This window comes from Acinetobacter baylyi DSM 14961 = CIP 107474, assembly GCF_000368685.1.
Lineage (GTDB): Bacteria > Pseudomonadota > Gammaproteobacteria > Pseudomonadales > Moraxellaceae > Acinetobacter > Acinetobacter baylyi.
The window spans coordinates 257721-281101 of sequence record NZ_KB849628.1; the positions used below are offsets into that span (position 1 = coordinate 257721).

The window sequence follows — 23381 nt, forward strand, 5'->3', positions numbered from 1 at the left end:
TGAAAGCATTTCATCTGATAATTTTTCGATTTATGATCATGTTTTATCTAACCTTTAAATATGAGGGACATGATCATGAACTTACTAGAGACCGCAAAAAGTCGTTATACCACCAAAGCTTATGATCGCAGTAAAATAATTCCCTTAGATCAATTTGAGCGTTTACTCAAGGTTTTGCGTTTAACTCCCTCTTCTGTCAATATTCAGCCGTGGCATTTCTTAATCGCAGAAAGTGAGCAAGCTAAAGCGCGTGTTGCCAAAGCCATGACTGGACGTTATGCCTATAATGCACCCAAAGTGCTAGAGTCTTCACATACCATTGTTTTTTGCACCCGCACTGATGTCACACATGAACATCTTGAACAACTTCTTGAGCAAGATGATTTAAGCGGACGTTTTAAAGATGAAAGTGCAAAAGAAGGCCAACGTCAGACCCGTGCAGGCTATGTCGAATATTATCGCAATGAGCAACAAAACCTGTATGGATGGATGGAAAACCAAACCTTTATCGCGCTCGGGCAGCTTTTATTGGCAGCGGGGTTAGAAGATGTTGATGCAACACCAATGGGTGGTTTCGATGAAGATATCTTAAATCAAGAATTTGGATTAACAGAAAAAGGGTTTCGTGCGTCTGTTGTAGTTGCATTAGGTTATCGCAGTGAAGCTGACTTTAATGCAAAATTACCGAAATCACGTTTAAGCGATGACATCATTTTTACTAAAATTTAACCTAGAAAAAGGTCATCTGGTCTATTAATAACCCGATGACCTTGTTCACATCGCTTGAGCAAGACAAATAATTCCGACCATTCCCAATACTAAACCCATGATAACTTTAGGCTCTGCTTTTTCTTTAAAGAGTAGAAGACCACTTAAAATTCCAAAGATGACAACGAAAAGATTCATCCCCACAAACACGATGGCAGGACTATTTTTTAAGAGAATATGCGCCTGCACATATAAGGCAATATTGGCAAAGTTCAACCCACCCAAAACCAATCCAGCTAACATGTTTTTGAAACGTGCAGTTTCTTTCTTAAAAATATAAGTATAGATAAATGAAAATACAAATGCAGCGATAAATACCAGATTTAAGGTCATGGGTAATTTAAGACCTAAACTACTGGTGTACTTTAGTAAAATATCAATCAGAGCATAGCCACTCCACACACCCACCAGACTCACAAGACTTTTCTGATGAACACTCTGGTTCTGCTGTGTTTTACTGAGCATGATTAAACCAATAGCAAACGAACCCAAAATAATGCCTAAAAGTTTAAAAGCGTTAAAATGCTCTTGAAAGATAAAGAAAGCAGCAAGTAAAGACAGCACAACAGACAATCGCTGTGCGAGTTCAGTTTTAACGATACCTGCATACTGCAAAGATTTGGCCAGTAATAAAAATACACTTGGCAGTGCAATGCCCAATAGTACAATTAACCACCACGGCGTATGCTGGACTGAAAGATGTGCCAGATCAGGTTTGAACCATAGAAAACATAGCAGACTGGCACTGCTATAATTCCAGACAATCATCTGAAGTGGTTCAAAGCCTTTAGACTTTAATGCTTTTATTAAGATGGAAACCAACACACTACATAGTGCAGCTAAAACAATGAATTCCACTATTTCTACCTCATCAAAAACAAGAAAAGCCCATCAAATGGGCTTTTCTGAATTTCGGACTAATTATTTATAACGATCAACCATCGCTTCTAAAGAAATAGGACGAATTTTATCTGCATTGCCCGCTGTACCAAACGCTTGATAACGTTCAATACAAATCTGCTTCATTGCATCAACAGTTTTTGCCAAGTATTTACGTGGATCAAATTCGGCTGGATTTTCAGACATAAAGCTACGAATTGCACCCGTTGATGCCAAACGTAAATCGGTATCAATATTGATTTTACGAACACCATGCTTGATTGCTTCGACAAGCTGCTCAAGTGGCACACCGTAAGTTTCACCAATTTGACCACCATGCTCATTGATAATTTTCAACCAGTCTTGAGGTACAGAGCTTGAACCATGCATCACAAGATGCGTATTTGGTAAAGCTGCGTGAATTTCTTTAATGCGGTCAATTGCTAGAATATCGCCTGTAGGTGGACGAGTAAACTTATAAGCACCGTGTGAGGTACCCACTGCAATTGCAAGCGCATCGACATTGGTATCTGCAACAAACTGAGTCGCTTCTTCAACAGAAGTTAAAAGTTGTGAATGGTCAAGTACACCTTCTGCACCCACGCCATCTTCTTCACCCGCCAAACCAGTTTCAAGGCTGCCCAAACAACCAATTTCACCTTCTACGGATACACCACATGCATGTGCCATAGCCACTACACGACGAGTTACATCAACGTTGTAATCATAAGAAGTTGGTGTTTTGCCATCAGAACCAAGTGATCCGTCCATCATCACCGAGCTAAAGCCTAACTGGATAGAGCGTTGACATACATCAGGGCTGGTTCCATGGTCTTGATGCATTACCACAGGAATATGTGGCCATTCTTCAACTGCTGCCAAAATCAAGTGACGTAAAAATGGAGCGCCTGCATATTTACGCGCACCCGCCGAAGCTTGAACAATAACAGGTGAGTTGGTTTCATCCGCTGCCAACATGATCGCGCGCATTTGCTCAAGATTGTTTACATTAAACGCTGGTACGCCGTAGTTATGTTCTGCGGCGTGATCCAAGAGCTGGCGCAATGAGATAAGTGCCATAATATCCTCCCAGGTAGTGCGCCTATTCTACAGTGTGATGTATTTCAATTCAGCAACAAATCAAAGAATTTCACAAAAAAATCCCTGCATTTGCAGGGACTTTTGACATTTTGCTCGGCAGTTAGTGAGCTTTGTCTTGATTCTGACCAGCAGGCGCTTCATTTTCACTCGCTGGTGTTGCTGGATCTGCTGCTACATTGGCTACCGACTCTGGAACATCGGTATTTTTTTCGTTCATGACTGGTTTATCAAGTGCATCAATCGCAGCTTGTTGCTCTGGTGTAATTTTTTCATCAGCTGGTGCAGTTTGTCCTTGCTCAGATGCTGGTGCATCGTTTTTCTTTGAACAAGCAGTAAGCGCGAGAGGTGCAATAATCAAGGCTGCAAGTAGAAGCTTAAAATTCATCAGATAGTCCCATGACTGGTATTTAACTGAAAAATATTTTATTGCAGATATGTGACAGTTCGATGAATCTCTTATGAAAGAACCGACCATAAGGCCGGTTCTTTTAAAAACACGTCAGCGATTAGGCACGTTCGAGTAATACAGCAACGGCTGGTAAGGTTTTTCCTTCTACAAACTCAAGGAATGCGCCGCCACCTGTTGAGATATAACCAATTTTGTCAGCAACTTTATATTTATCAATTGCAGCCAAAGTATCACCACCACCTGCAATAGAAAATCCTTTAGATTCAGCAATTGCCAATGAAAGCGTTTTGGTTCCTTCACCAAACTGATCTACTTCAAATACACCAACTGGGCCGTTCCAAAGTATCGTTTTAGCTGTTTTTAAGATCTCAGCAAATGCTTTCGCCGTGTCAGGACCCACATCCAGAATCATGTCATTGTCAGCAATATCTTCCACTTTTTTCACAATTGCTTGTGCTTTTGCTAATGAACCCAAGAAGTCAGCAAAGTCAATCTCTGTGGCATCAGCTACCACCACATCCGTAGGAAGTGGAACAGATACTTTAGCGGCAATTGCTTTAGCGGTATCAATCAAATCATTTTCACAAAGCGATTTGCCTACATTGAAACCAGCTGCTGCCAAGAAGGTATTGGCAATTCCACCACCCACAATCAATTGACCGCAAATGTCAGAAAGTGAGGTTAAAACATCAAGTTTTGTTGAAACTTTAGAACCTGCAACAATCGCCACCATTGGCTTTTCAGGGGTTTGAAGTGCACGACCTAATGCATCTAGCTCAGTCGCAAGCAATGGGCCTGCCGCTGCAACTTTGGCATAACGAGCAGCACCTTCGGTTGATGCTTCTGCACGATGTGCAGTGCCAAATGCATCCATCACGAATACATCACAGAGTGCTGCATATTTTTGTGCAAGTTCAGCATTATTTTTCTTTTCGCCGAGGTTAAAACGTACATTTTCAAGAAGAACAACTTGACCTGGTGCTATCTCAACCCCTTCAAGGTAGTCAGTCAAAAGTTTAACTTCCTGCCCTAATGCATCTGAAAGGTAAGCTGCAACAGGTGCAAGTGACTGTTCAGGTTTTGGTTCACCTTCAACAGGACGCCCTAAGTGAGAGCAAACCATCACAGCAGCACCTTGAGCAAGTGCAGCCTGAATGGTTGGTAATGCTGCACGCAAACGAGCATCACTGGTAATCTGGCCATTTTTTACTGGTACATTTAAATCTTCACGAATTAATACACGTTTTTCGCTTAAGTCGAGGTCCGTCATACGCTTAAAGTTCATTGAGTGCTCTCTTTTACTCTTATGAAAATTATAAATGGCGATATTTTAAATGATTATGATAAAAAAAGAGAGTTTTTTTGTAGAAAAGCTGCCGAAAGATTTAGTTTTCATTATGATAGGTTGAGTGGTTTTACGATTTAAAAATATTATGTCTATTCATCCAGATCCGAAGATCAATAAATTAAATGTCCTTGGTGAACCATTAGCCAGTTGTTGCTTTGATCCAATTACAGGTTATTTTAGAAATGGATTTTGTCATACTGCAACCAATGACTTGGGTCAACATACTGTATGTGCAGAAATGACATCCGAATTTTTAAGCTTTTCGCAAAAAATTGGTAATGATCTCACCACCCCATTGCCTGAGATGGGTTTTCCAGGATTAAAACCAGGCGATTACTGGTGCATCTGTGTGACACGTTGGGTTGAAGCTTATCAGGCTGGTCAAGCACCTAATGTTAAAATCCATGCTTGCCATCAGTCTGTTCTCAGTTATGTGCCTCTTGATGTTTTAATGGAATATGCAATTTAATGAGCAATATTTCAGACATTATTTTGGCTTCGAGCAGTCAGACCCGTAAAGCATTAATGGATCGTTTAGGTCTGACCTATCGCATTATTTCGCCAGATATTGATGAATCCCCCCAAGGTGAAACGCATGCGGATGATCTGGCACAACGTTTAGCATTTGAAAAAGCGCGCGTTGTTTCAGCGCAATATCCAAACTCAATTGTAATTGGTTCAGATCAGGTTGCATGGCGTATAGATCTACCTAAACAGTTTATAGGCAAACCGCTGACCATTGAAAACGCAATGGCACAGCTCAAGCAAAATTCGGGTCAAACGTTATGTTTTAGTACAGGTTTGAGCATACAACATTTAGCATCAGGTTTTGAACACACACTTATCGAGCATTATCAGGTAAAATTTAGAGTATTGACCGATGCTGAAATCGAGCGCTATGTCACCACCGAGCAGCCCTTACAATGTGCAGGGAGTTTTCGATGTGAAGGACTAGGCATCAGCTTATTTGAATCGATGCAAGGATCAGACCAGACTACACTGATGGGATTACCACTAATAACGCTTTGTAAATACTTGCGTCAATTGAATATTCAACTACCCTAAATCAATCTTAAAACCTTAAAAAAAGCATTCAGGAATCATGGTTTCTGAATGCTTTTTTTTCATAGGTTATTTGAGCCAAAGCTTAAATAAGCGCTTAATAAAGCCCGAGAAAATAACCCACAGCAACGACAAATAATCCGACAAGCCAGATCCAGCCAAATGAGTATTTAAGATGCTTACCCATATCTGTCCCCGCAAGTCCCATCGCTAGCCATGTTGCTGGTGAGAATGGACTTACGAATGTCCCCGCATTATTACCAATCGCCATGGCATAAACAACTGAGTCGATAGATACACCAGCAGTCGCAGTTACTTCACCAATAACTGGCAATAATGCAAAATAATAAGCATCTGTACTGGTAAAAATATCCAGTGGTACACCCAAAAGACCGACAGCGATATGCAAACTTCCAACCCAGGTCGGTGGTAATATATGAATTAAATCCAATGCAATTGCTTTGAGCATTCCCGATTCTGAAAGGATTCCAAGAAATGCGCCTGCAGCAAAAATAATGGCAACCATATTTAAGGCTTGGGGTGCATGACGTGATATCACTTCTATTTGTTGTCTTGGTTTTGGGAAATTCACCAGCAGTACTAATGATAATGCAAGCATAAATACATAGGGCGCTGAAAATAAACCAAATGCCAAACAAACAATTGAAATCAAGATCAGTGCAATATTAAACCAAAAATTTTTAGGTTTGCGGACCTGCCCATCATCTGTATCTTCCGCTAAATCAGTTAACGTACAATCTTGCTGAAATGGAGTGGTTCCGTGTATCGCGGCTACTTGAATACGCTTTTTCTCACGTAGCCCCATTATTGCGGCAAAAGCCATCATTCCCACAATCCCAACTATTTGTACTGGAATAATGTTTTGCCAAAGTAAAGAGGCTTCAATCCCTGTAACCGCAGAAGCCCGTCCTAAAGGCCCGCCCCATGGCACCATATTCATAATTCCCATACTTCCCGCCATAAGCAGTAGCATCAGATAAGGACTCATACCTAACTTTTTATATAAAGGTAATAAAGCCGGGATAATGATCAAAAATGTAGCAGCACCTGAACCATCAAGATGAACAATTGCAGCGATGAGAGCAGTCATCATAGCAACTAAAACCACATTTCCACGCGTCAGCTTAACCAAATGCCGAATCATTGGATCAAAAATATGCAATTCTTTTAAAATGCTAAAAAATAAAATTGCAAATAAAAACATGACAGCGACTTTTGTCACCTTCATCATTCCCGCTTCAAAAAAACTAGAAATTTCACTTATGGAAAATCCTGCAATTAAAGCTCCAATCAATGGAATAATTGACATTGCCAAAATAGGATTCGATTTACCCGTCATCAATAAGGCAACAATTGTAATAATTATCAGTAGTCCGATCAGCGTTAGCATATTTACATCCTATAAAATCAAAATTCCAAAAACACATAAAACTTAAAATATGCTTAAAATAGAGTAAAGCCATCAAATACTAATATATGAATGGTTATTGTGATAAGCAAAAACCACCTATTTGTTAAAAAAAATGTAAACACCTTGGGTTAGTGCACAAAGTTTGTGCTACTGAAAATTCTAGTTCATGTAAAATATCTATCACCATTACATATCCCTTCAGATTGCGATCTATGATCATTTTTATCGAGGCAATTCATGTCTAATCCACTTCAGGTCTTAGGCGGAATCACCGCAGAACAATTTTTAAATGAGTATTGGCAAAAGAAACCATTGCTGGTTCGCAATGCCATGCCTGAAATTATCAATATTCTTGAACCTGATGATGTGAAAGAACTGGCCTTAGAAGAAACAGTCAGTGCTCGTCTCATTAAGCAAAAAGATAAAGATCCAAACCAGTGGAGTGTCAAATCCTCTCCGTTAATTAAAGGTGATTTTCAGAAATTACCGAAGCTTTGGACACTTTTAGTTCAAGCAGTAGATCACTACTCTTTTGATCTGGCAGAACTTTGGAAAGAATTTCCGTTTATTCCCCAGTGGCGACGAGATGACATCATGGTGTCTTACGCACCCAAAGGTGGCTCAGTAGGAAAACATTTTGATTTTTACGATGTTTTTTTAGTACAAGGTTACGGGCATCGCCGTTGGCAACTTGGACAAATGTGTGACGAATCTACCGAATTTGTGCCTGAACAGCCCTTAAAATTACTCCCAGAAATGGATATTCATTTTGATGAAGTGCTCGCACCAGGTGATCTGCTTTATGTACCACCAGGCTTATCGCATTACGGTGTTGCCGAAGATGACTGTTTAACGTTCTCTTTCGGCTTTCGCATGCCAAACATTGCGACGATGATGGATCGAGTCAGTGACAAATTTGCCGATAATAGTCTGCTTAAAAATCCGTTATTGGACGTCGTTCGTGATGAGGTCGCTAAAATTGGTGAAATTACAAGCAATGAATTGGCCTATCTAAAAGCAAAAGTACTGGAACAGTTACAGCATTCCAATGATTTTGAACATGCATTGATGTCATTGATGTCTGAACCCAAATATCCAGATAATTTACCAGAAGCAGATGAAATAGAAGCAGATGATTTGCTTGAAATTATCGATACTGGATATGAGTTACGCTTAGAACCTGCTTCAAGATTGCTCTATACATTAGATGATGGGCAGTTATTATTTTGGGCCAATGGTGAAGAGTGCTGCATTTCCGAGCAATTTGAATCGCTCTTAAAGCAGCTCGCAGATGGAGAAAGCCTGGTATTTGATCAATCATTCAATGATGCAGAGATACTTGAGGATATTGCACAATTACTCAATGAGTCAGTTTTAATGTTACTCCCATCTGACGAAGAATAATCAGCACCAGTACTGAGGATTAAAATAATTCTCAGTACTAACAATTCGTTACTTGAGGTTCTTTCATGTTCTTGGCAACTTAATTGCAGAACAAAAATGAAGGAAACTGCGTTAAATGGCTAGTCCAGCACAAATTATTCGTCACAAACTTCTCAATACGTTTTTTTCACGACATTCCATCTGGTTTTTATGCATGTTTGTCACGATCAGTATTGCCTGGTTCCATTTCACCTCAACGCCTCATTATCTTTACTATTTTATTTCCGATACATTTCTCAATGTTATCTGGCTATTGGCAGCAGTTTTAAGCGTAGTTGGTATTCACGACCTCTTACAAAGCAAACATTCAATTTTGCGTAATTACCCAATTATGGGTCACTTTCGCTTTTTATTTGAAGATTTCCGACCTGAAATACGTCAATATTTTATTGAATCTGATCAAGATGCACTACCTTTTTCGCGTATGCAGCGCAGCTTGGTGTATCAACGTGCAAAAAATGAAAATGCAGACAAGCCATTTGGCTCAATTATTGATGTCTACCAAAAAGATTACCGTTTCATGGTCCATTCACTGGTTCCATGCCCACCGTCAGATCCTAAAACTTTTCGTATTCAGATTGGTAATACGCAATGTGCTCAGCCTTATAGCTCGTCCATTATGAATATTTCTGCCATGAGTTTTGGCAGTCTGAGTGCCAATGCAATCCGGGCGCTGAATAAAGGTGCGCACATGGGTCACTTTTATCATGATACGGGTGAAGGTAGCTTGAGTCCTTATCATTTAGAATATGGTGGAGATATTGTCTGGGAAATCGCCAGTGGTTATTTTGGTTGCAGAACCGAAGAAGGTAAATTTGACCCTGAAAAATTCCAAAAACAAGCTCAACTTCCTCAAATTAAAATGATTGAAATCAAGCTGTCTCAAGGTGCAAAACCTGGACACGGCGGCATTTTACCGCAACATAAAATTACCGAAGAAATTGCAGAAATTCGAGGTGTGCCACGTGATCGTGATTGTATTTCACCTCCCAAGCATTCAGCGTTTAATACACCGATTGAAATGATGCACTTTATACAACAGTTACGCGAATTATCTGGAGGCAAACCCATTGGTTTTAAGTTATGTATTGGTCAACCTTGGCAATTTATGGGAATTGTCAAAGCCATGCTTGAAACTCAGATTGTACCTGACTTTATTGTCGTCGATGGTTCAGAAGGTGGTACTGGTGCAGCACCCATCGAATTTAGTGATTATATCGGTACGCCGCTGAGAGAAGGTCTTTTATTCGTTCATAACACCTTAGTCGGCGCAGGTTTAAGAGATCAAATTAAAATTGGAGCCAGCGGGAAAATCATTAGTGGTTTTGATATTGCCAGTACACTTGCGCTCGGCGCAGACTGGGTAAATTCCGCACGTGGCTTTATGTTTGCGGTGGGCTGTATTCAGGCACAAAGCTGCCATACCAATCAGTGCCCAGTCGGTGTTGCGACACAAGACCCAGACCGTCAAAAAGCCTTACATGTGCCCACAAAAGCTGAACGTGTATTTAATTTTCAGAAAAATACCCTACATGCATTAGCAGAAATTATTGCCGCTGCTGGGTTACAACATCCCTCGGAAATTAAAGCGCATCATTTGGCACAACGGGTCAACGACCGAGAAATTAAAAATTATGCTCAATTACATTTTTTCTTTAAAGGTGGTGAATTACTCGATTGCCAGCAAAAGGATGATGAGAACTTTTACTACCGAATGTGGAACATGGCGATGGCTGATCGTTTTTAAGCAAAAATAAGCCATATGGGGCGTATTCCAATGATTCGACTTGAATACGCCTTATTGTTTTTATTCATTCACAATTTTAAAGTTTAAAGCATCATTGACTAAATTATGTCGCTTTAAATAAGTTCGCATTACATTTCGTGTAATTCCTAATAACACAGAGGTTTGAACCTGATTTCTCTGACAATACTCAAAAGATGTCGCAATGATTAGCTGTTCTAGCCTATCCCATAAATTAGAAGGAAGCGTGGGTGCAGCAAAAATTCGCTTGAGTTGATATTCAATCTCATCAAACGGATTCTCCCAGCTCTTTGCAGTTTCAGAGGTTGGTTGTTCAATATTAAAATTTTGAAATAGTTTGTTAAACTTAAGATGCTCTTTCTTAATTAAATGCCCTTCTGCAACCAGTACAGCGTAATGTGCAATATTCTCAAGTTCACGAATATTTCCTGGCCAAGGATAATCATATAATGCTGTAACCACTGTAGGAGAAAGGATTAAGTTGGCTTCTTTCTTAATTTTTTCGCCATATTTTTGTAGAAAATGCTGAAAGAGTGGCAGAATATCACCTTTGCGCTCTCTTAAAGGCTTCAGCTCTAATTGAGCAATATTAATTCTAAACAGTAAATCTTGTCTGAATTGTTCTGCTTGAACGGCCTGCTCTAAATCGACGTTGGTGGCTGTGACCAGACGTATATCCACAGGTATGGCTTTTCTTGCCCCAACCCGTGTCACTTCACGCTCTTGCAATACGCGCAATAGCTTTACCTGTAGATGTAAAGGTAGGTCACCAATCTCATCTAAAAATAAGGTTCCGCCATCAGCAGATTCAAACCAACCTTTACGTTGTCCAGTTGCTCCAGTAAAGGAACCCGCTTCGTGTCCAAATAACTCACTCTCGGCCAATTGATCATTAATAGCACCACAATTAACAGCCAGGAATGGACCTTTGCGTCCACTCAAATGGTGGATATGTCGTGCAACTAGCTCTTTTCCCGTTCCCGTTTCACCCTGAATCAGAATAGGAATATCATTGGGTGCCAAGCGTTCAATCAGTTGAAGTAAATTTTTCGATACAGGATCGTGATAAACCAACGCTTTCGCGCGAATACTTAAAGGTTGGGCCTGCTCTCCTTCAAGAGAAAAAATTTGAGGTGCCGAATACCGACTCATAATAATAACCAAATGGGATAAAATACGATTGAGTCGATATTAAGCGAACTCGGTGAAAGGGTTTATATCAATTTTCACCGAGAATATGAGATTAATTTATTATAAAAAAAATTAAATAATTTAGATGTTTAAATTCTATAAAGAAGTATATCTCAAATGCATGATATCTTGTTTAGATTAAAATACTTTCAGCAAGCGAACATTAATCCGATTGTCTTCCTTAAATCCATTTTCAACATCGATATCACGACCATAAGTTAAAATGACATTAGTCGTAGCTGTTGGTGAAAAACCCGTTCCTAACCAAAATTTAGTCTGCTTATTACTTGCACTTGAAATACCATTTAGCTTTGTATCTCCAGCATCTGCATAGGATATCCCGCTGCGTAAGTCTATACGTTCATTTAAAAAATAGCGCACACTACTCTGTAATTGATAACCAATATCCTGTTTCAGTGTTCCACCGCCAAGTGCATCATCATTTTTACCGTAAACTGTAAAATCAGCTGCCGCATCCCATGCAATCTTGGGTGCCAATCGCGTTGAAAAAGCAGCTTGAACATTCAGTTTGTAACGATTTTCTCCAATATTTAGCGCGTCGTTATTTGAATATTTTCCTGTAGGTAAAAATAAGTACGGCGTAACGCCAAAATAAGTTTTATTGGCCTGATCATTCACAAACCAGATAGAAGTGGCTAAAATAACGTCGCCAATACCGCTTGTCGATCCTAAGGCAGATAAATCATCTTCCCCTTTTAATCGACCAAATGGCACCAATATTTGTGGTGCTATTCGGTAACCCGCAACATCGGTATAGTGCACGTAACGTGCAATTCCAATATCACTGGTTAATCCAATATGATTATTCACTTTGTTGCTACCCAGATATTGCGAATCGCGTGTGGCATGTTGTAAATAAAGTAAAGCCAAATTTGTCCCTACTGGTGCAGCATCGTAATCCCCAGCGTCCAGATCCACTGCATAAACTTGAAAAGCAATCATAGACAATAAAAAAGCACCCGCTGTTTTTGTTAAAATACTCATATCTATTTGATATCCTCAATGTATTACATGATTATTTGATTTAAAATCATTGAGTTATTTGCAACATCCATACCAAATATTAAAACATTGTTATTTAATGATTTTTTAAAAAAAATTTTAAATTTACTGATTTTTAAATCATATTAAAGTTTAAAAAATAACATATTGTTGAATAATCATCATTGTTCAATACTATTATTTTTCTAAAAAAAAGGGATTTATTCTCAAAGAATAAATCCCCTTTTTTATATTTATAACGTTATACAGCCTGTCCAATATAAGCTCGCTGAATATCACCACTTTGATAAAGCTTTTGAGTATTACCAGAGAGAGTTACTACTCCATTTTCAATAACATAAGCTTGGTGGGTATATTCTAAAGCCAATCCAATATTCTGCTCTGCTATCAGAAAACTCAACTGCTCTTTATGTTGTAAATATCGAATCAATTTAAATATTTCTTGTGTGATTGAAGGTGCCAAACCCATCGACGGCTCATCCAGTAAGATAAGCTTAGGTTCGGTCATTAATGCTCGTCCAATCGCCAGCATTTGCTGTTCTCCACCCGAGGTATAGCCTGCTTGAGTAGATCTCTTTTCTGCCAAACGAGGAAAATATTCGTACACTTTCTCAAGACTCTGTTTTAAACGTTTGCCAGAAGGTTTTCTTAAAAACGCACCAGCACGTAAGTTTTCTTCTACAGTAAGCTGTTTAAAACAATGACGTCCTTCTAAAACCTGTACGATACCTTGCCGAACAATATCACTTGGATTTTGATGTAAAATAGATTGCCCTTCAAAGTAAATGTTGCCACTTTTTACTTCTCCATTCTCACTCGAAATGAGCTGAGAAATGGCTTTCAGTGTTGTACTTTTTCCTGCCCCATTTGCGCCTAAAAGTGCCACGATTTCACCTTGTTGAACCGAAAGGCTAACATCTTTTACTGCCAGAATACTCTGATCATAGATCACCTGAATATGATCGAGCTTAAGTATAGATGTCATTTTCTATTACTCCTCTAACCTTCAGTTGCGCAATCACGAATTTTTATACCTTGCTCTTTGGCATATTTATGAGAAGATTCTTCAATGATTGGGCGTAGAAAACCTCGATCTGCTTGTATCCAATTGCTAATCACATTCCATTTCGTTCCATCCCATTGCTGGAATCGTACAGCCCCACCGCCTTCATGATCTGAACAAGAAAGTTTTAAAGGTTGAACCAATCCATAAGCCCCTAGCTGTTTAAGGCGCTCGTCACTTAGATTTAAATGTTCAAATCCCCAACGAACCTCTTCACCAGTTAATGGACGATGACCATATTTTTCTTGCGCAACACGGACAGCTTCTACATTTAAAATTCCATTGACTACACCCAGATTGTAATACACCGTACCAAATCGTTTTAAATCGGTGAGGTCAGATTGCCCCTTGTCGACCACCAATTGCTTGATTTGCTGTAATACAGGAAAGTTTGTACCTGATGGATGAGTCGTAATTGAGATAAACCCTTTTGCTGCATCGCCTGCAGGTGCCGCATCTTCTTCAGAATTACTCCAAATATTGCCAATAATCTTATTCACTGGATATCCAACTTTTTGAGCAGTCTTAAGTGCAACAGGATTCATGACCCCCCATCCACGTAAAATCACCCAGTCTGGTTGAATTTGTCTAATTTTAAGCCACTGTGATTGCTGCTCATTACCAGGATGAGGCACTTCAATATGTGTGACTTCAAAATGATATTTCTTGGATAATTGATCAATTACGGGAATGGTTTCTTTACCATAAGGTGACCCATGATACAGCACCACAATTTTTTTGCCTTTCAGATGATCTAACCCACCACTTTGTTGACCAAGATAATTAACAATTGCTGATACTTCACTATACGGGTTTAACTGAAGCGGAAAGACATAAGGAAAGACACTTCCATCTGTCGAATCTGTGCGCCCATGATTGATGGTAATAAGCGGTAGCTTATCTTTTGTAGATCTTTCAAGCGTCGCATAAGCGATTCCGACGGATAAAGGATTGGTGGCCGCAGCAGGTGCACCGTTTAAACCATTTTTTAAACGCTCATAGCACTCTACACCTTTTTCTACCACATACTCTGTCTCACATTCAGACCAGACCAGCTTTACACCATTGACGCCTCCCTGAGCATTTACAGCTTTCATATAATCGATAAATCCACCAAAAAAGCCCGTTCCACCTGCAGCATAAGGCCCTACACGATAACTTTGTAATGGAAAATATTGAGCATTTTTATCAGACAAAACTTTTTCAGCGTTCGATTTATCTGTGTTTGTTTGATCTTGAGACGTATGTTGCTCAGTTGTAGATAGCGCTTGTTTTTTTTGCGTTGTCCAATACACGATAGCAGCCAGTACGAGTCCAATCAGCACCAACCAAAACCACAATGACTTAAAAAATTTCATGTTTACCCCTATTTTTTGTGAATAATTAATAGCGCAAAGGCCACTTTCTAACACGTGTATAAAAACGCTGATAAAGACGTACAAGCCCTTCAGGTTCGCGAATAAGAAAATAAATAATTAAAATACCAAAAATAATTTTCTGGATATTTTGTAGTAATGCCTGATCAAAACCTTGACCAAAAAACAAGTTACTCAAAAAACTTAAAATGATCGGAAGCAGCACAATAAAGGCGGCTCCAAAAAAGCTTCCTGCCAGACTACTCAATCCACCAATAATGATGATGAACAGAATCTGAAATGAGCGATCGAGATCAAGCCCATTGGCTTCAATTGTTCCCAGATAAGCAAAGGCCCAAAGAGCACCCGCAACACCTAAATAAAATGAACTGATTGCAAATGCGAGCAACTTGGTCTTGGCAGCAGAAATACCTAAGGTCACCGCGGCTGTTTCCATATCACGAATCGCTTGGAAATTACGACCATACTGACTATTCAGGAGATTACGTGCAATCAAAGTCAACCCAAGAACGATGCTGATTGTTAAAAGATAATGTCCAACTGGAGAATCTAATGAATATCCAAGAATCACCAACTTGGGCGCGGTAATCACTCCTGACGCGCTATAGTTGGTAAACCAACCATATTGTGTAAATAACCAAGGAATAAAAAACTGTGCTGCCAGAGTTGAGACAATCAGGTAAAACCCTTTAATCCGCAGGCTTGGCAATCCCACAATCACACCAAAAACTGCCGCTATCGTTCCCCCAAGAAACAAACTGAGGAGTAAAGGTAATTGAGGAATACGGAGCTCAAAGTTATATGTTGCAAATGCACCAACAGCCATAAATGCTGCTGATCCCAGAGATAACTGACCTGTAAAACCAGTTAAAATATTGAGACCCAATCCAGCCAGTGCCAGTACAAGGTAAGGAACCAGAATCGCATTAAATAAATAATCAGACCCAACAAAAGGGATAAATAAAAAAGCAATAGCAACAAAAAACCAGAACAATATGCGATGTTGTTTGAGCGCAAAAATTCTTTTTTCATCCTGATAACGACGAATAAACTGTTCAGCTTGAGAAAATAAAAACATCGTTATACCCTCGCAACTTGTTGTTCACCAAATAGCCCTGTCGGACGTATCAGTAAAAATAAAATTGCGATGAGGTATGGAAACCAGTTTTCTATGCCACTCCCGATCAAACTTCCTAGATAAATCTCGGCAAGCTTTTCACTCGCACCAATAATCAAACCACCTACAATGGCACCCGTAATGGACGTAAATCCACCAATGATCAATACAGGTAATGCTTTTAAAACCACGAGTGACAGTGAAAATTGCACACCTAAACGTGCGCCCCAGAGTAATCCAGCGACCAGTGCAACTAATCCAGCGACACTCCACACCAAAATCCAGATGTAATTCAATCGAATTCCGACAGATTGTGAAGCCAAAGGATCATCAGCAACTGCTCTAAGCGATATACCAAATCGAGTCTTGGTAAATAAAAACGATAAAATAATGACAAGACTGCCTGCAATCAAAGTTGCAACAAGATCAAATTTACTTAGATGGATTCCATAAAAGTCGATAGGAACATCACTAATTCCCAAGTCGAGCCCATGTACCTGTGTTCCCCATACTGCTTGTGCAGTCCCCTCAAGCACATAACTTAAGCCTAATGTCGCCATAAAAAGCGTAATCACTGAACGATTCACTAGATGCTTTAACACCAATGCATCAATGAGTAACACCACAATAAAAATAATAAATAAGGTGACTGCAAAGGCAACGATAAAAGGCACACCGTGTTCAGTTAAATTTACAAAGGTTAATGCTGAAAATAGCACCAATGCACCTTGCGCAAAGTTAAAAACTCCCGAGGCTCTATAAATAAGAACAAAGCCTATCGCCACAAGTGAATACATCACACCTGCCAGTGTTCCACCGAGCAGCACTTCTAGAAAAAAATTCATATATTTCTCTTATTTTAAATCAATGAACTAGACCGCAACTTGGCCTACATCAATCCCTAAATAAACTTGCAACACTTCTGGCTGCGCCTGAATACTCTGCGGAGTGCCATCAGCAATTTTTTTGCCATAATCCAACACAACCACATGATCTGAAATTTGCATTACCACTGGGAGATCATGTTCAATCATCAAAATGGTCGTGCCCAAGCGCTTATTAATTTTTAAAATAAAAGCAGTAATCTCGCGCTTTTCTTGCGCGTTCATACCAGCCATAGGTTCATCAAGCAGCAATAATTTAGGTTCTGAAGCTAATGCACGTGCAAGCTCAACCCTTTTTTGTAATCCATAAGAAAGCGTACCAACCACACTATTCCGCCATTGGATTAAATCGAGTAATTTTAAAATGTGTTCAACTTTGCTTCGTTGCTCAATTTCATCTTGTTGTATAGAAGGTAATTGAAGAAGTACACCCCATAAAGACTGGTGACTCTTTAAAATCCGGCCTGCCAATACATTGTCAAGTACAGACATTTTTTTGAATAAAGCCAGGTTTTGAAAGGTTCTAGCGATCGCGAGATGAGGCGCATCTTTTGCCCGATAGCCTTTGAGTAGATGGCCCTCAAAAAAGAGCTGCCCCTGATCTGGCTGATATAATCCATTGATAATATTAATGACACTACTTTTACCTGCACCATTTGGACCAATCAATGCACAGATTTCACCTTGTTGCACATCAAAGCTGAGTCGATGCAATATCTGACTTGTAGAAAAAGATAAATTGATGTCTTTTAACGCAAGTAAAGGAATCGTTTCTTGGGGATTACTCATCAATTTCTCCTAATGTAATGCAGAGGATGAAAGTTGAGTGGATGACCAGCCAGCTTTTAAAGTTTGAACGTTTTCAACAGGGCATTCAGATATATTCTCCCAATGATGAAGCTCAATTCCGAAGTACTGATAAAATGCCTGGGTTTGTTTCGATAGTTTTTCACCTACGATAAGTGCTGTTTTTAGTCTTCCAAACCCGATTTCTTCGAGTACCACATGTTTCAAAAAGAATTTAACCGTTTTTTGATATGCATTTATAAATACATTATCATTACTTTGTAATGACAAAATATGTTTTTTTAGACTTGGTGTTAATCGATTTAAGATAATCTCTTCAACACGTTGATAAGTTTGCGGTGTCCCTAATACCAGCGTAGGTGCAATCACTTTACGATCTAAATCACGTGTTTCGAGGTTTTCTGGAATATTCAGCGTAAAACCCGCAATCAGCCACGTTGACCATAAATAACGAATATGTCCAACACTTGAAAATGCTCGACTGATAAAGGCTTGTTCGTTTTGATTCAATTGATGATGGTGGATTAAATGGTTTGCTTCATTTATTAGGGAAGCATGATCCAAGCTGACTTGCACAATTTGTTTTTGATCTAACTGATACACAATAAAAGCTATCTTATTTTCAAAAAGTTGAATATCTGCCAGAGATGACGAACTCAAAGTTGCAGCATCTTGCCTTAACTCATCAAGTGATATGATTTTTTGACTATATGAATAGGAATGAAAATATGAATCTGAGTGAAAAACAAAAGTGGGAAATTTTTCCAAAAGCTTCAGATTTTTAATTTGCTCAATTTCATCTACAAGTACATAACTGGGTTTTAACTGATTTAAAATTTCAATCATATCTTGTTCTGAGATTTCATTTATATTTTCAATCAGTTGTACCTTTCCACCCAATGCATGAATTGCCAAACTTAAAGAAATTACATCTATGGACGGTAAACTTAATATCAGCAAGGTTTGTTCTTTTTGAAGTTGATACTGCTGCAAAGCAGTTAAGTATTCTTCAGTTCTTTGCAATAATTCTGACCAAGACCATTCTTTCCATAAACCAAACTGTTTATGACGCAGTGCAATTAATGATGGATGCTGCCTCGCATGATAAAGCAGCGCATCTGATAAATTTTTAATCTGAATAGACGACATATAATCTGTTTTTCCCAAAATAATTATTTTGTTCGACATCTGATCATTAGATGCATTCAAAATTTAATTGAGTTTATTTAAATCAAATTACATGCCAAAATAATATTTTATTATTTTCAATTATTTATAATTATTTAAATCATATATCAACACGATGTGTGATTAAATTTCACCACAATGCTGAAATTTCAACTTCTTTTAAATCTCAATAAAAAAGCCAGCATTGAATTGCTGGCTTTAAAAAATATGCTTGAATCAGTTAATAATAATGATGTTTTGGACGAGCATGTAAAAATGCTGGAATAAGTCCTGTCAAAGCAGCACGAATATCAGCGCGCTCATTGATGAGTTGATGAGATCCTTCTTCTAACATCAACAAGGTTTGTAAGCGAAATTTACGTCGAATAAATTCAATGTTATAACGCCAATCTACAGTCTGATCTAATGCCCCTTGTGCAAGCCATACTGGTATACGACAGGCTGGTCGCTGTTCCATTTCAAACATCCATTTTGACATCGCAAGTATCCAGTCCATTCCCATCATGCGTGGTTGTAACGGATCTTTAAGACGGATAAAACGTAAAAACTCAGGATTATGATTATTACGTCTAAAATGTCTTGGAACTTGACGACGAATTCTTCGAATAATGCCTAAACCCACAGAATTATGCCACCATGCCGTTTTTGCTGGGCGTATGAGTGGTGACAATAGTAATACCCGATCAACAATCGGATCTTGTCGTTTCTCTGCATATTCCAACAAATGATGCATCCAGATTGCGCCACCTGTACTTTGACCAATTCCTAACCAAGGTTTAGGCAACTGATCTGCATTTTTAACATACTGGTAAACCGCCATTAAAACCTGTTGATAATGATCAAAATTCTGAATATTAGCGGGTGATCCATCACTTAATCCATGTCCAGGCAGATCATAAGTGACCACACTAAAACCTTGATCCAGTATTTCACGGATGATCGGTTGATAAATACCACTATGTTCAAGATAGCCATGTAATAAGCACACCGTTCCTAATGGAATTTCTCTTTCTGGCGTAAAAACTTGTACATGTAAACGAAACAAGGGCATCTGAATATAGCCTTGCCAGTAATCACCAGCCAGTAGATCTAAACCATATAACTTTCGATAGGCCAATAAATCACGTGAAGGCTCAAAAGAATGATTGAGATTTAACTGAGGCAACACTAAAGGGGTTTGATCACGACTAGGTACAGGTAAATCAAGCTGTTGTAGTATTGTCGGATTCAGAAACGGGATATCTGACATTTAAGGTACCTCACGACATCCACTTGAACCAAAAAGCATATCACGAATGGTCGCCAGCAATTCATAATTTGCACGTCGACTATGATCATAATTTTGCTGGCTCGGTTGCCATGTTGTTAATTGAGTAGGCATCGGTGCTTCTACGGGAATAGTTTCTATTCCATTCAGCGCAAATAAACGGCGAGTACGCGGCATATGATAGACATCGGTAACCAACATCACTGTCGGTGCTCCACCTTTTTTCTGAAGAAGCAAAGAGCTAAATCTTGAATTTTCACACGTATTCATACTACGATTTTCCAGCAACTTTGCTTCAACGCCTCGCTCTTTTAACCATGTTTGCATATAAGGGGCTTCAACACCACTCAATACAATAGGTAAATTATATTTCTTTTCAAGCTCTAATGTTTTTTCTAGCCGAAGGCGGGTGTAATTATTCACCACAATATCTTTTTTATTGTCTGCTAATGTTAATCCACCACCTAAAACAACAATCGCATATGGCTTTGAGCGATATCCCAAAGCCTTAAAGTCATTTTGATTTTGTCTAATGTAAGCAATATCTTTAGAGATTTCGCCTTGAACATTTTCACTTTCTTGTTTCTCTATGGGGTGAGTTTTAAGAAAAATGATATATTTTTCCATAATCGCCTTATTTTCAGAGCGATTTAAATCAAATAGCTGGCTCATTGCATCTGAGGCTGCATTTTCACGCTCTTGCTCCTCAATCGACTGTTTGCTTGGATGGTCAGTAGACAACATTGGAATATTAACGGCTGGTTCTTCCTCATCATCTTCCTGTTCTTTAAGCTGTTCTTCTTCGATGCGTTGTTGTAATGCCCTATATCTGGTTTGTAACATAATTAAATCTTGCGAATTTTCAGAGCGTAATGCTTGCTCCATTAAGCTGAGATATGCTTGCCTAGCAATCCATAAATTTGAGCCTGGCTCCAGATTCTCGTGCTCGCTTAAAGATGCATTCTGCTGACTTTTCGCTGCAACTTGATTGACCTCAACGGGTACAAAATAATTGAGCCCTTTTACAATTAATTTCGAGTAAAAAGGCGTATAAATAAAAATCATCAGACAAGCGATCAGAACAAATAGTATCGTTACTATTCGGACCAAGCGAATCATCCAATGTGTTTGTGACATATATCGTTATTCCATATGCGAAAGAATTAACCCATTAGAACCAAAAAGAACGGGTTCAGGCTCAAGTCGAAGTTTAAATTTCTGTTGTATATCAGACTGAACATGACGATAAGTGTGCTGCACATCTATCAAGGTTGCATTGGCATAATTCACCAGAACTAAAGCTTGTTTTTCAAACATTCCAACAGCACCAAGTCGCTTTCCCTTCCAACCCGCCTGATCAATCAACCAACCTGCCGCAATTTTTACACGATCATGGGGTTGAGGATAATGTGGAATGAGCGGGAATTCTGTAAGCAACTGGTTAAAATCTTGTCGAGAAATCACAGGATTTTTAAAAAAACTGCCCACATTTGGATACTCTTTAGGATTTGGAAGTTTGCTTTCACGAATCTGTATGACCTGTTTTTGCAAATTTTCAGGTGTTTGCTCATTTCCCACAGCTTTGAGTAAATCGCCATAACTTAATTTTAAATTTGGCGTTTTAAACAATTTAAAAGTGACATGAGTAATTATATAACGATAAGGTTCGTCTTTAAAAATACTATGGCGATATGCAAACTTACAATCGGCACATGAAATCGTTTTTACACTTTTTTCACTACGATCATAGACATGGACCAACTCAATAAACTCACCAACTTCAACGCCGTAAGCTCCAATATTTTGTACAGGTGACGCTCCAACCAATCCTGGAATTAACGCAAGATTTTGTAAACCATACCAGCCCTTTTGCGTGGTCATTAAAACAAAATCATGCCATATCTGACCACCACCGACTTTAATTTTTACAGATTCAGAATCCTCGTCGATCATTTCCAGACCCTGAATATCTATATGTAAGACCAAAGCATCCAGGCTTTGTGGCAGCAGCATGTTACTACCACCAGATAAAATCAAGGCATTGAGCTGTTGCTGCTCTGCATAATCAAGCGCTTCAATGAGCTCATTCACAGACTGAACTTTAATATAATGTGAAGCGACCACATCCAAATTAAGTGTATTGAACGGTTTGAGCTGAACCTGATGTTGAATGTGTATCACAATAGAAACCTGTATTTGAACGATTTATTCAGACTGATCACGTTTAAAGATCGCAACCCACGCTTGAGCACTTGATTCGCATTGATTGAGTACGCGTTCAAATCCGTCGGCACCACCATAATAAGGGTCTGGTATAGCTTGGTGTTTGTAATATGGATCATGCTCGCTCATTAATGCAACCTTTGAGCGAATATAAGATGCTCCATAACGTTTAACCGCTTTTCTCATTAAAGCTTGGATATCTGTAAAATTATCGTGATCCATAGCTAAAATTAGATCAAACTCAATAAAGTCTTCAAGTTTGATTTGTCTGGCACGCAAATCAGACAAGTTATAACCACGCTTTTCTGCATATTGTTGACTGCGCGCATCTGGGGCTTTATTTGGATGATAATTACTCGTACCTGCCGAATCTACCCAAACATTCACATTTTGCGCATCACAGTAATGTCTCAAGACAACCTCTGCCGTAGGAGAACGACAAATGTTTCCCAAACATACACACAACACCTTATAAGGCGTTTTCATTACAAACCCTCAACAACCATTTGAAATATATAAATAAACATAGTGAAAAATTCTGACAAAATTATTAAGTTTTATCATGCTTGAATTCATCATGATCATCTATGGCATTTTGTCAAAACTTGTGTAGATTGAAAAGGATAATCGTATTTATCAAGAGATTAAGCGTTGATAAAATATTCGTATATCCGATGATATTTTAAATTTTAATCATATCAAAATGCTATAGATATTATCTGTTTTACCCACCTAGATTTTACAGCGAAAAATACTTATCACATTAATAAGTTATTTTTAGGATCATCGCATGAAGACATCTACATTTTTTTATTTTTATGAAATTAAATCAATTACATATAAAATTTTTAAATTATTATCTCATTACTTATCAAGCAAAAAAAGCAATAAATCATCACAATTCAGCTTTAACATTCTTAACATTAATAAAATGCTATTGATCTTCAAAATATAAACGTATTGCAGCTTTGCGAGAAATTGAACTTATTGATATTGACCATGGCTTAATGTAATAACTGAATTAACCAAGATCTT

22 protein-coding genes are annotated in these 23381 nt (G+C 38.7%); 5 read left to right on the plus strand and 17 right to left on the minus strand.

What is annotated here, in order from left to right; all coding sequences use genetic code 11:
- Positions 1–75 precede the first annotated feature (75 nt).
- Positions 76–729: an oxygen-insensitive NAD(P)H nitroreductase gene (gene nfsB / locus F952_RS10615; RefSeq protein ID WP_004927159.1), complete on the plus strand. Its 654-nt coding sequence runs from the start codon at positions 76–78 to the stop codon at positions 727–729.
- Between the two features lie 45 nt (positions 730–774).
- On the opposite strand, the gene F952_RS10620 is transcribed toward nfsB, so the two are convergent.
- The 4 genes from F952_RS10620 to F952_RS10635 all read right to left on the minus strand — a co-directional run bounded on the left by F952_RS10620 (position 775) and on the right by F952_RS10635 (position 4442).
- A complete protein-coding gene (locus tag F952_RS10620) occupies positions 775–1626 on the minus strand; it encodes an EamA family transporter (protein ID WP_004927163.1) in 852 nt (283 codons plus the stop codon).
- Between the two features lie 63 nt (positions 1627–1689).
- On the minus strand, positions 1690–2727 hold the full coding sequence (gene fba, locus F952_RS10625; protein WP_004927166.1) for a class II fructose-bisphosphate aldolase: 1038 nt from the start codon (positions 2725–2727) through the stop codon (positions 1690–1692).
- Positions 2728–2848: 121 nt separating this feature from the next.
- Positions 2849–3133, minus strand: coding sequence for a hypothetical protein (locus F952_RS10630; protein WP_004927170.1), 285 nt, complete (start codon positions 3131–3133; stop codon positions 2849–2851).
- A 121-nt stretch (positions 3134–3254) separates the two neighbouring features.
- Entirely contained in the window at positions 3255–4442 is a 1188-nt protein-coding gene (locus tag F952_RS10635; protein WP_004927172.1) for a phosphoglycerate kinase, read from the minus strand.
- Positions 4443–4590: 148 nt separating this feature from the next.
- Between F952_RS10635 and F952_RS10640 the strand changes: the two genes are divergently transcribed.
- Positions 4591–4974, plus strand: coding sequence for a DUF2237 family protein (locus tag F952_RS10640; protein ID WP_004927175.1), 384 nt, complete (start codon positions 4591–4593; stop codon positions 4972–4974).
- On the plus strand, positions 4974–5570 hold the full coding sequence (locus F952_RS10645) for a Maf family protein (RefSeq protein WP_004927176.1): 597 nt from the start codon (positions 4974–4976) through the stop codon (positions 5568–5570). Before F952_RS10640 ends, F952_RS10645 begins: the two co-directional genes overlap by 1 nt.
- A gap of 94 nt (positions 5571–5664) precedes the next feature.
- Here F952_RS10645 and F952_RS10650 read toward each other — a convergent pair whose 3' ends face one another.
- A complete protein-coding gene (locus F952_RS10650; protein ID WP_004927178.1) occupies positions 5665–6978 on the minus strand; it encodes a CitMHS family transporter in 1314 nt (437 codons plus the stop codon).
- 258 nt (positions 6979–7236) lie between these two features.
- Between F952_RS10650 and F952_RS10655 the strand changes: the two genes are divergently transcribed.
- The gene (locus F952_RS10655) at positions 7237–8403 is read left to right on the plus strand and encodes a ribosomal protein uL16 3-hydroxylase (protein ID WP_004927181.1); all 1167 of its coding nucleotides are present in this window, start codon (positions 7237–7239) and stop codon (positions 8401–8403) included.
- Between the two features lie 115 nt (positions 8404–8518).
- Positions 8519–10189, plus strand: coding sequence for an FMN-binding glutamate synthase family protein (locus F952_RS10660; protein ID WP_004927183.1), 1671 nt, complete (start codon positions 8519–8521; stop codon positions 10187–10189).
- A 60-nt stretch (positions 10190–10249) separates the two neighbouring features.
- Here the strand turns inward: F952_RS10660 and F952_RS10665 are convergent, their stop codons facing one another.
- The 12 genes from F952_RS10665 to F952_RS10720 form a co-directional block, all read right to left on the minus strand.
- Positions 10250–11359, minus strand: a complete 1110-nt coding sequence (locus F952_RS10665; protein WP_004927186.1) for a sigma-54 interaction domain-containing protein — start codon at positions 11357–11359, stop codon at positions 10250–10252.
- A gap of 177 nt (positions 11360–11536) precedes the next feature.
- Positions 11537–12403 carry a transporter gene (locus tag F952_RS10670; protein ID WP_004927189.1) on the minus strand — a complete coding sequence of 289 codons (867 nt, stop codon included), beginning with the start codon at positions 12401–12403 and terminating at the stop codon, positions 11537–11539.
- Between the two features lie 259 nt (positions 12404–12662).
- The gene (locus tag F952_RS10675; protein WP_004927192.1) at positions 12663–13406 is read right to left on the minus strand and encodes an ABC transporter ATP-binding protein; all 744 of its coding nucleotides are present in this window, start codon (positions 13404–13406) and stop codon (positions 12663–12665) included.
- 14 nt (positions 13407–13420) lie between these two features.
- On the minus strand, positions 13421–14842 hold the full coding sequence (locus F952_RS10680) for an ABC transporter substrate-binding protein (protein WP_004927194.1): 1422 nt from the start codon (positions 14840–14842) through the stop codon (positions 13421–13423).
- Between the two features lie 25 nt (positions 14843–14867).
- Complete coding sequence (locus tag F952_RS10685; protein ID WP_004927196.1) at positions 14868–15938, minus strand: branched-chain amino acid ABC transporter permease; 1071 nt, start codon at positions 15936–15938, stop codon at positions 14868–14870.
- A 2-nt stretch (positions 15939–15940) separates the two neighbouring features.
- Positions 15941–16822: a branched-chain amino acid ABC transporter permease gene (locus tag F952_RS10690; RefSeq protein WP_004927198.1), complete on the minus strand. Its 882-nt coding sequence runs from the start codon at positions 16820–16822 to the stop codon at positions 15941–15943.
- A 27-nt stretch (positions 16823–16849) separates the two neighbouring features.
- Positions 16850–17650 (minus strand): ABC transporter ATP-binding protein, encoded by an 801-nt coding sequence (locus F952_RS10695; RefSeq protein WP_004927200.1) that lies wholly within the window; start codon positions 17648–17650, stop codon positions 16850–16852.
- A 9-nt stretch (positions 17651–17659) separates the two neighbouring features.
- The gene (locus F952_RS10700; protein WP_004927202.1) at positions 17660–18817 is read right to left on the minus strand and encodes an AMP-binding protein; all 1158 of its coding nucleotides are present in this window, start codon (positions 18815–18817) and stop codon (positions 17660–17662) included.
- Between the two features lie 259 nt (positions 18818–19076).
- Positions 19077–20105 (minus strand): alpha/beta hydrolase, encoded by a 1029-nt coding sequence (locus F952_RS10705; RefSeq protein ID WP_004927204.1) that lies wholly within the window; start codon positions 20103–20105, stop codon positions 19077–19079.
- Positions 20106–21260, minus strand: coding sequence for a YdcF family protein (locus F952_RS10710; RefSeq protein WP_004927205.1), 1155 nt, complete (start codon positions 21258–21260; stop codon positions 20106–20108).
- Positions 21261–21266: 6 nt separating this feature from the next.
- A complete protein-coding gene (gene murB, locus F952_RS10715; protein WP_004927209.1) occupies positions 21267–22304 on the minus strand; it encodes a UDP-N-acetylmuramate dehydrogenase in 1038 nt (345 codons plus the stop codon).
- Positions 22305–22328: 24 nt separating this feature from the next.
- Positions 22329–22832 carry a low molecular weight protein-tyrosine-phosphatase gene (locus F952_RS10720; RefSeq protein ID WP_004927210.1) on the minus strand — a complete coding sequence of 168 codons (504 nt, stop codon included), beginning with the start codon at positions 22830–22832 and terminating at the stop codon, positions 22329–22331.
- Positions 22833–23381 lie beyond the last annotated feature (549 nt).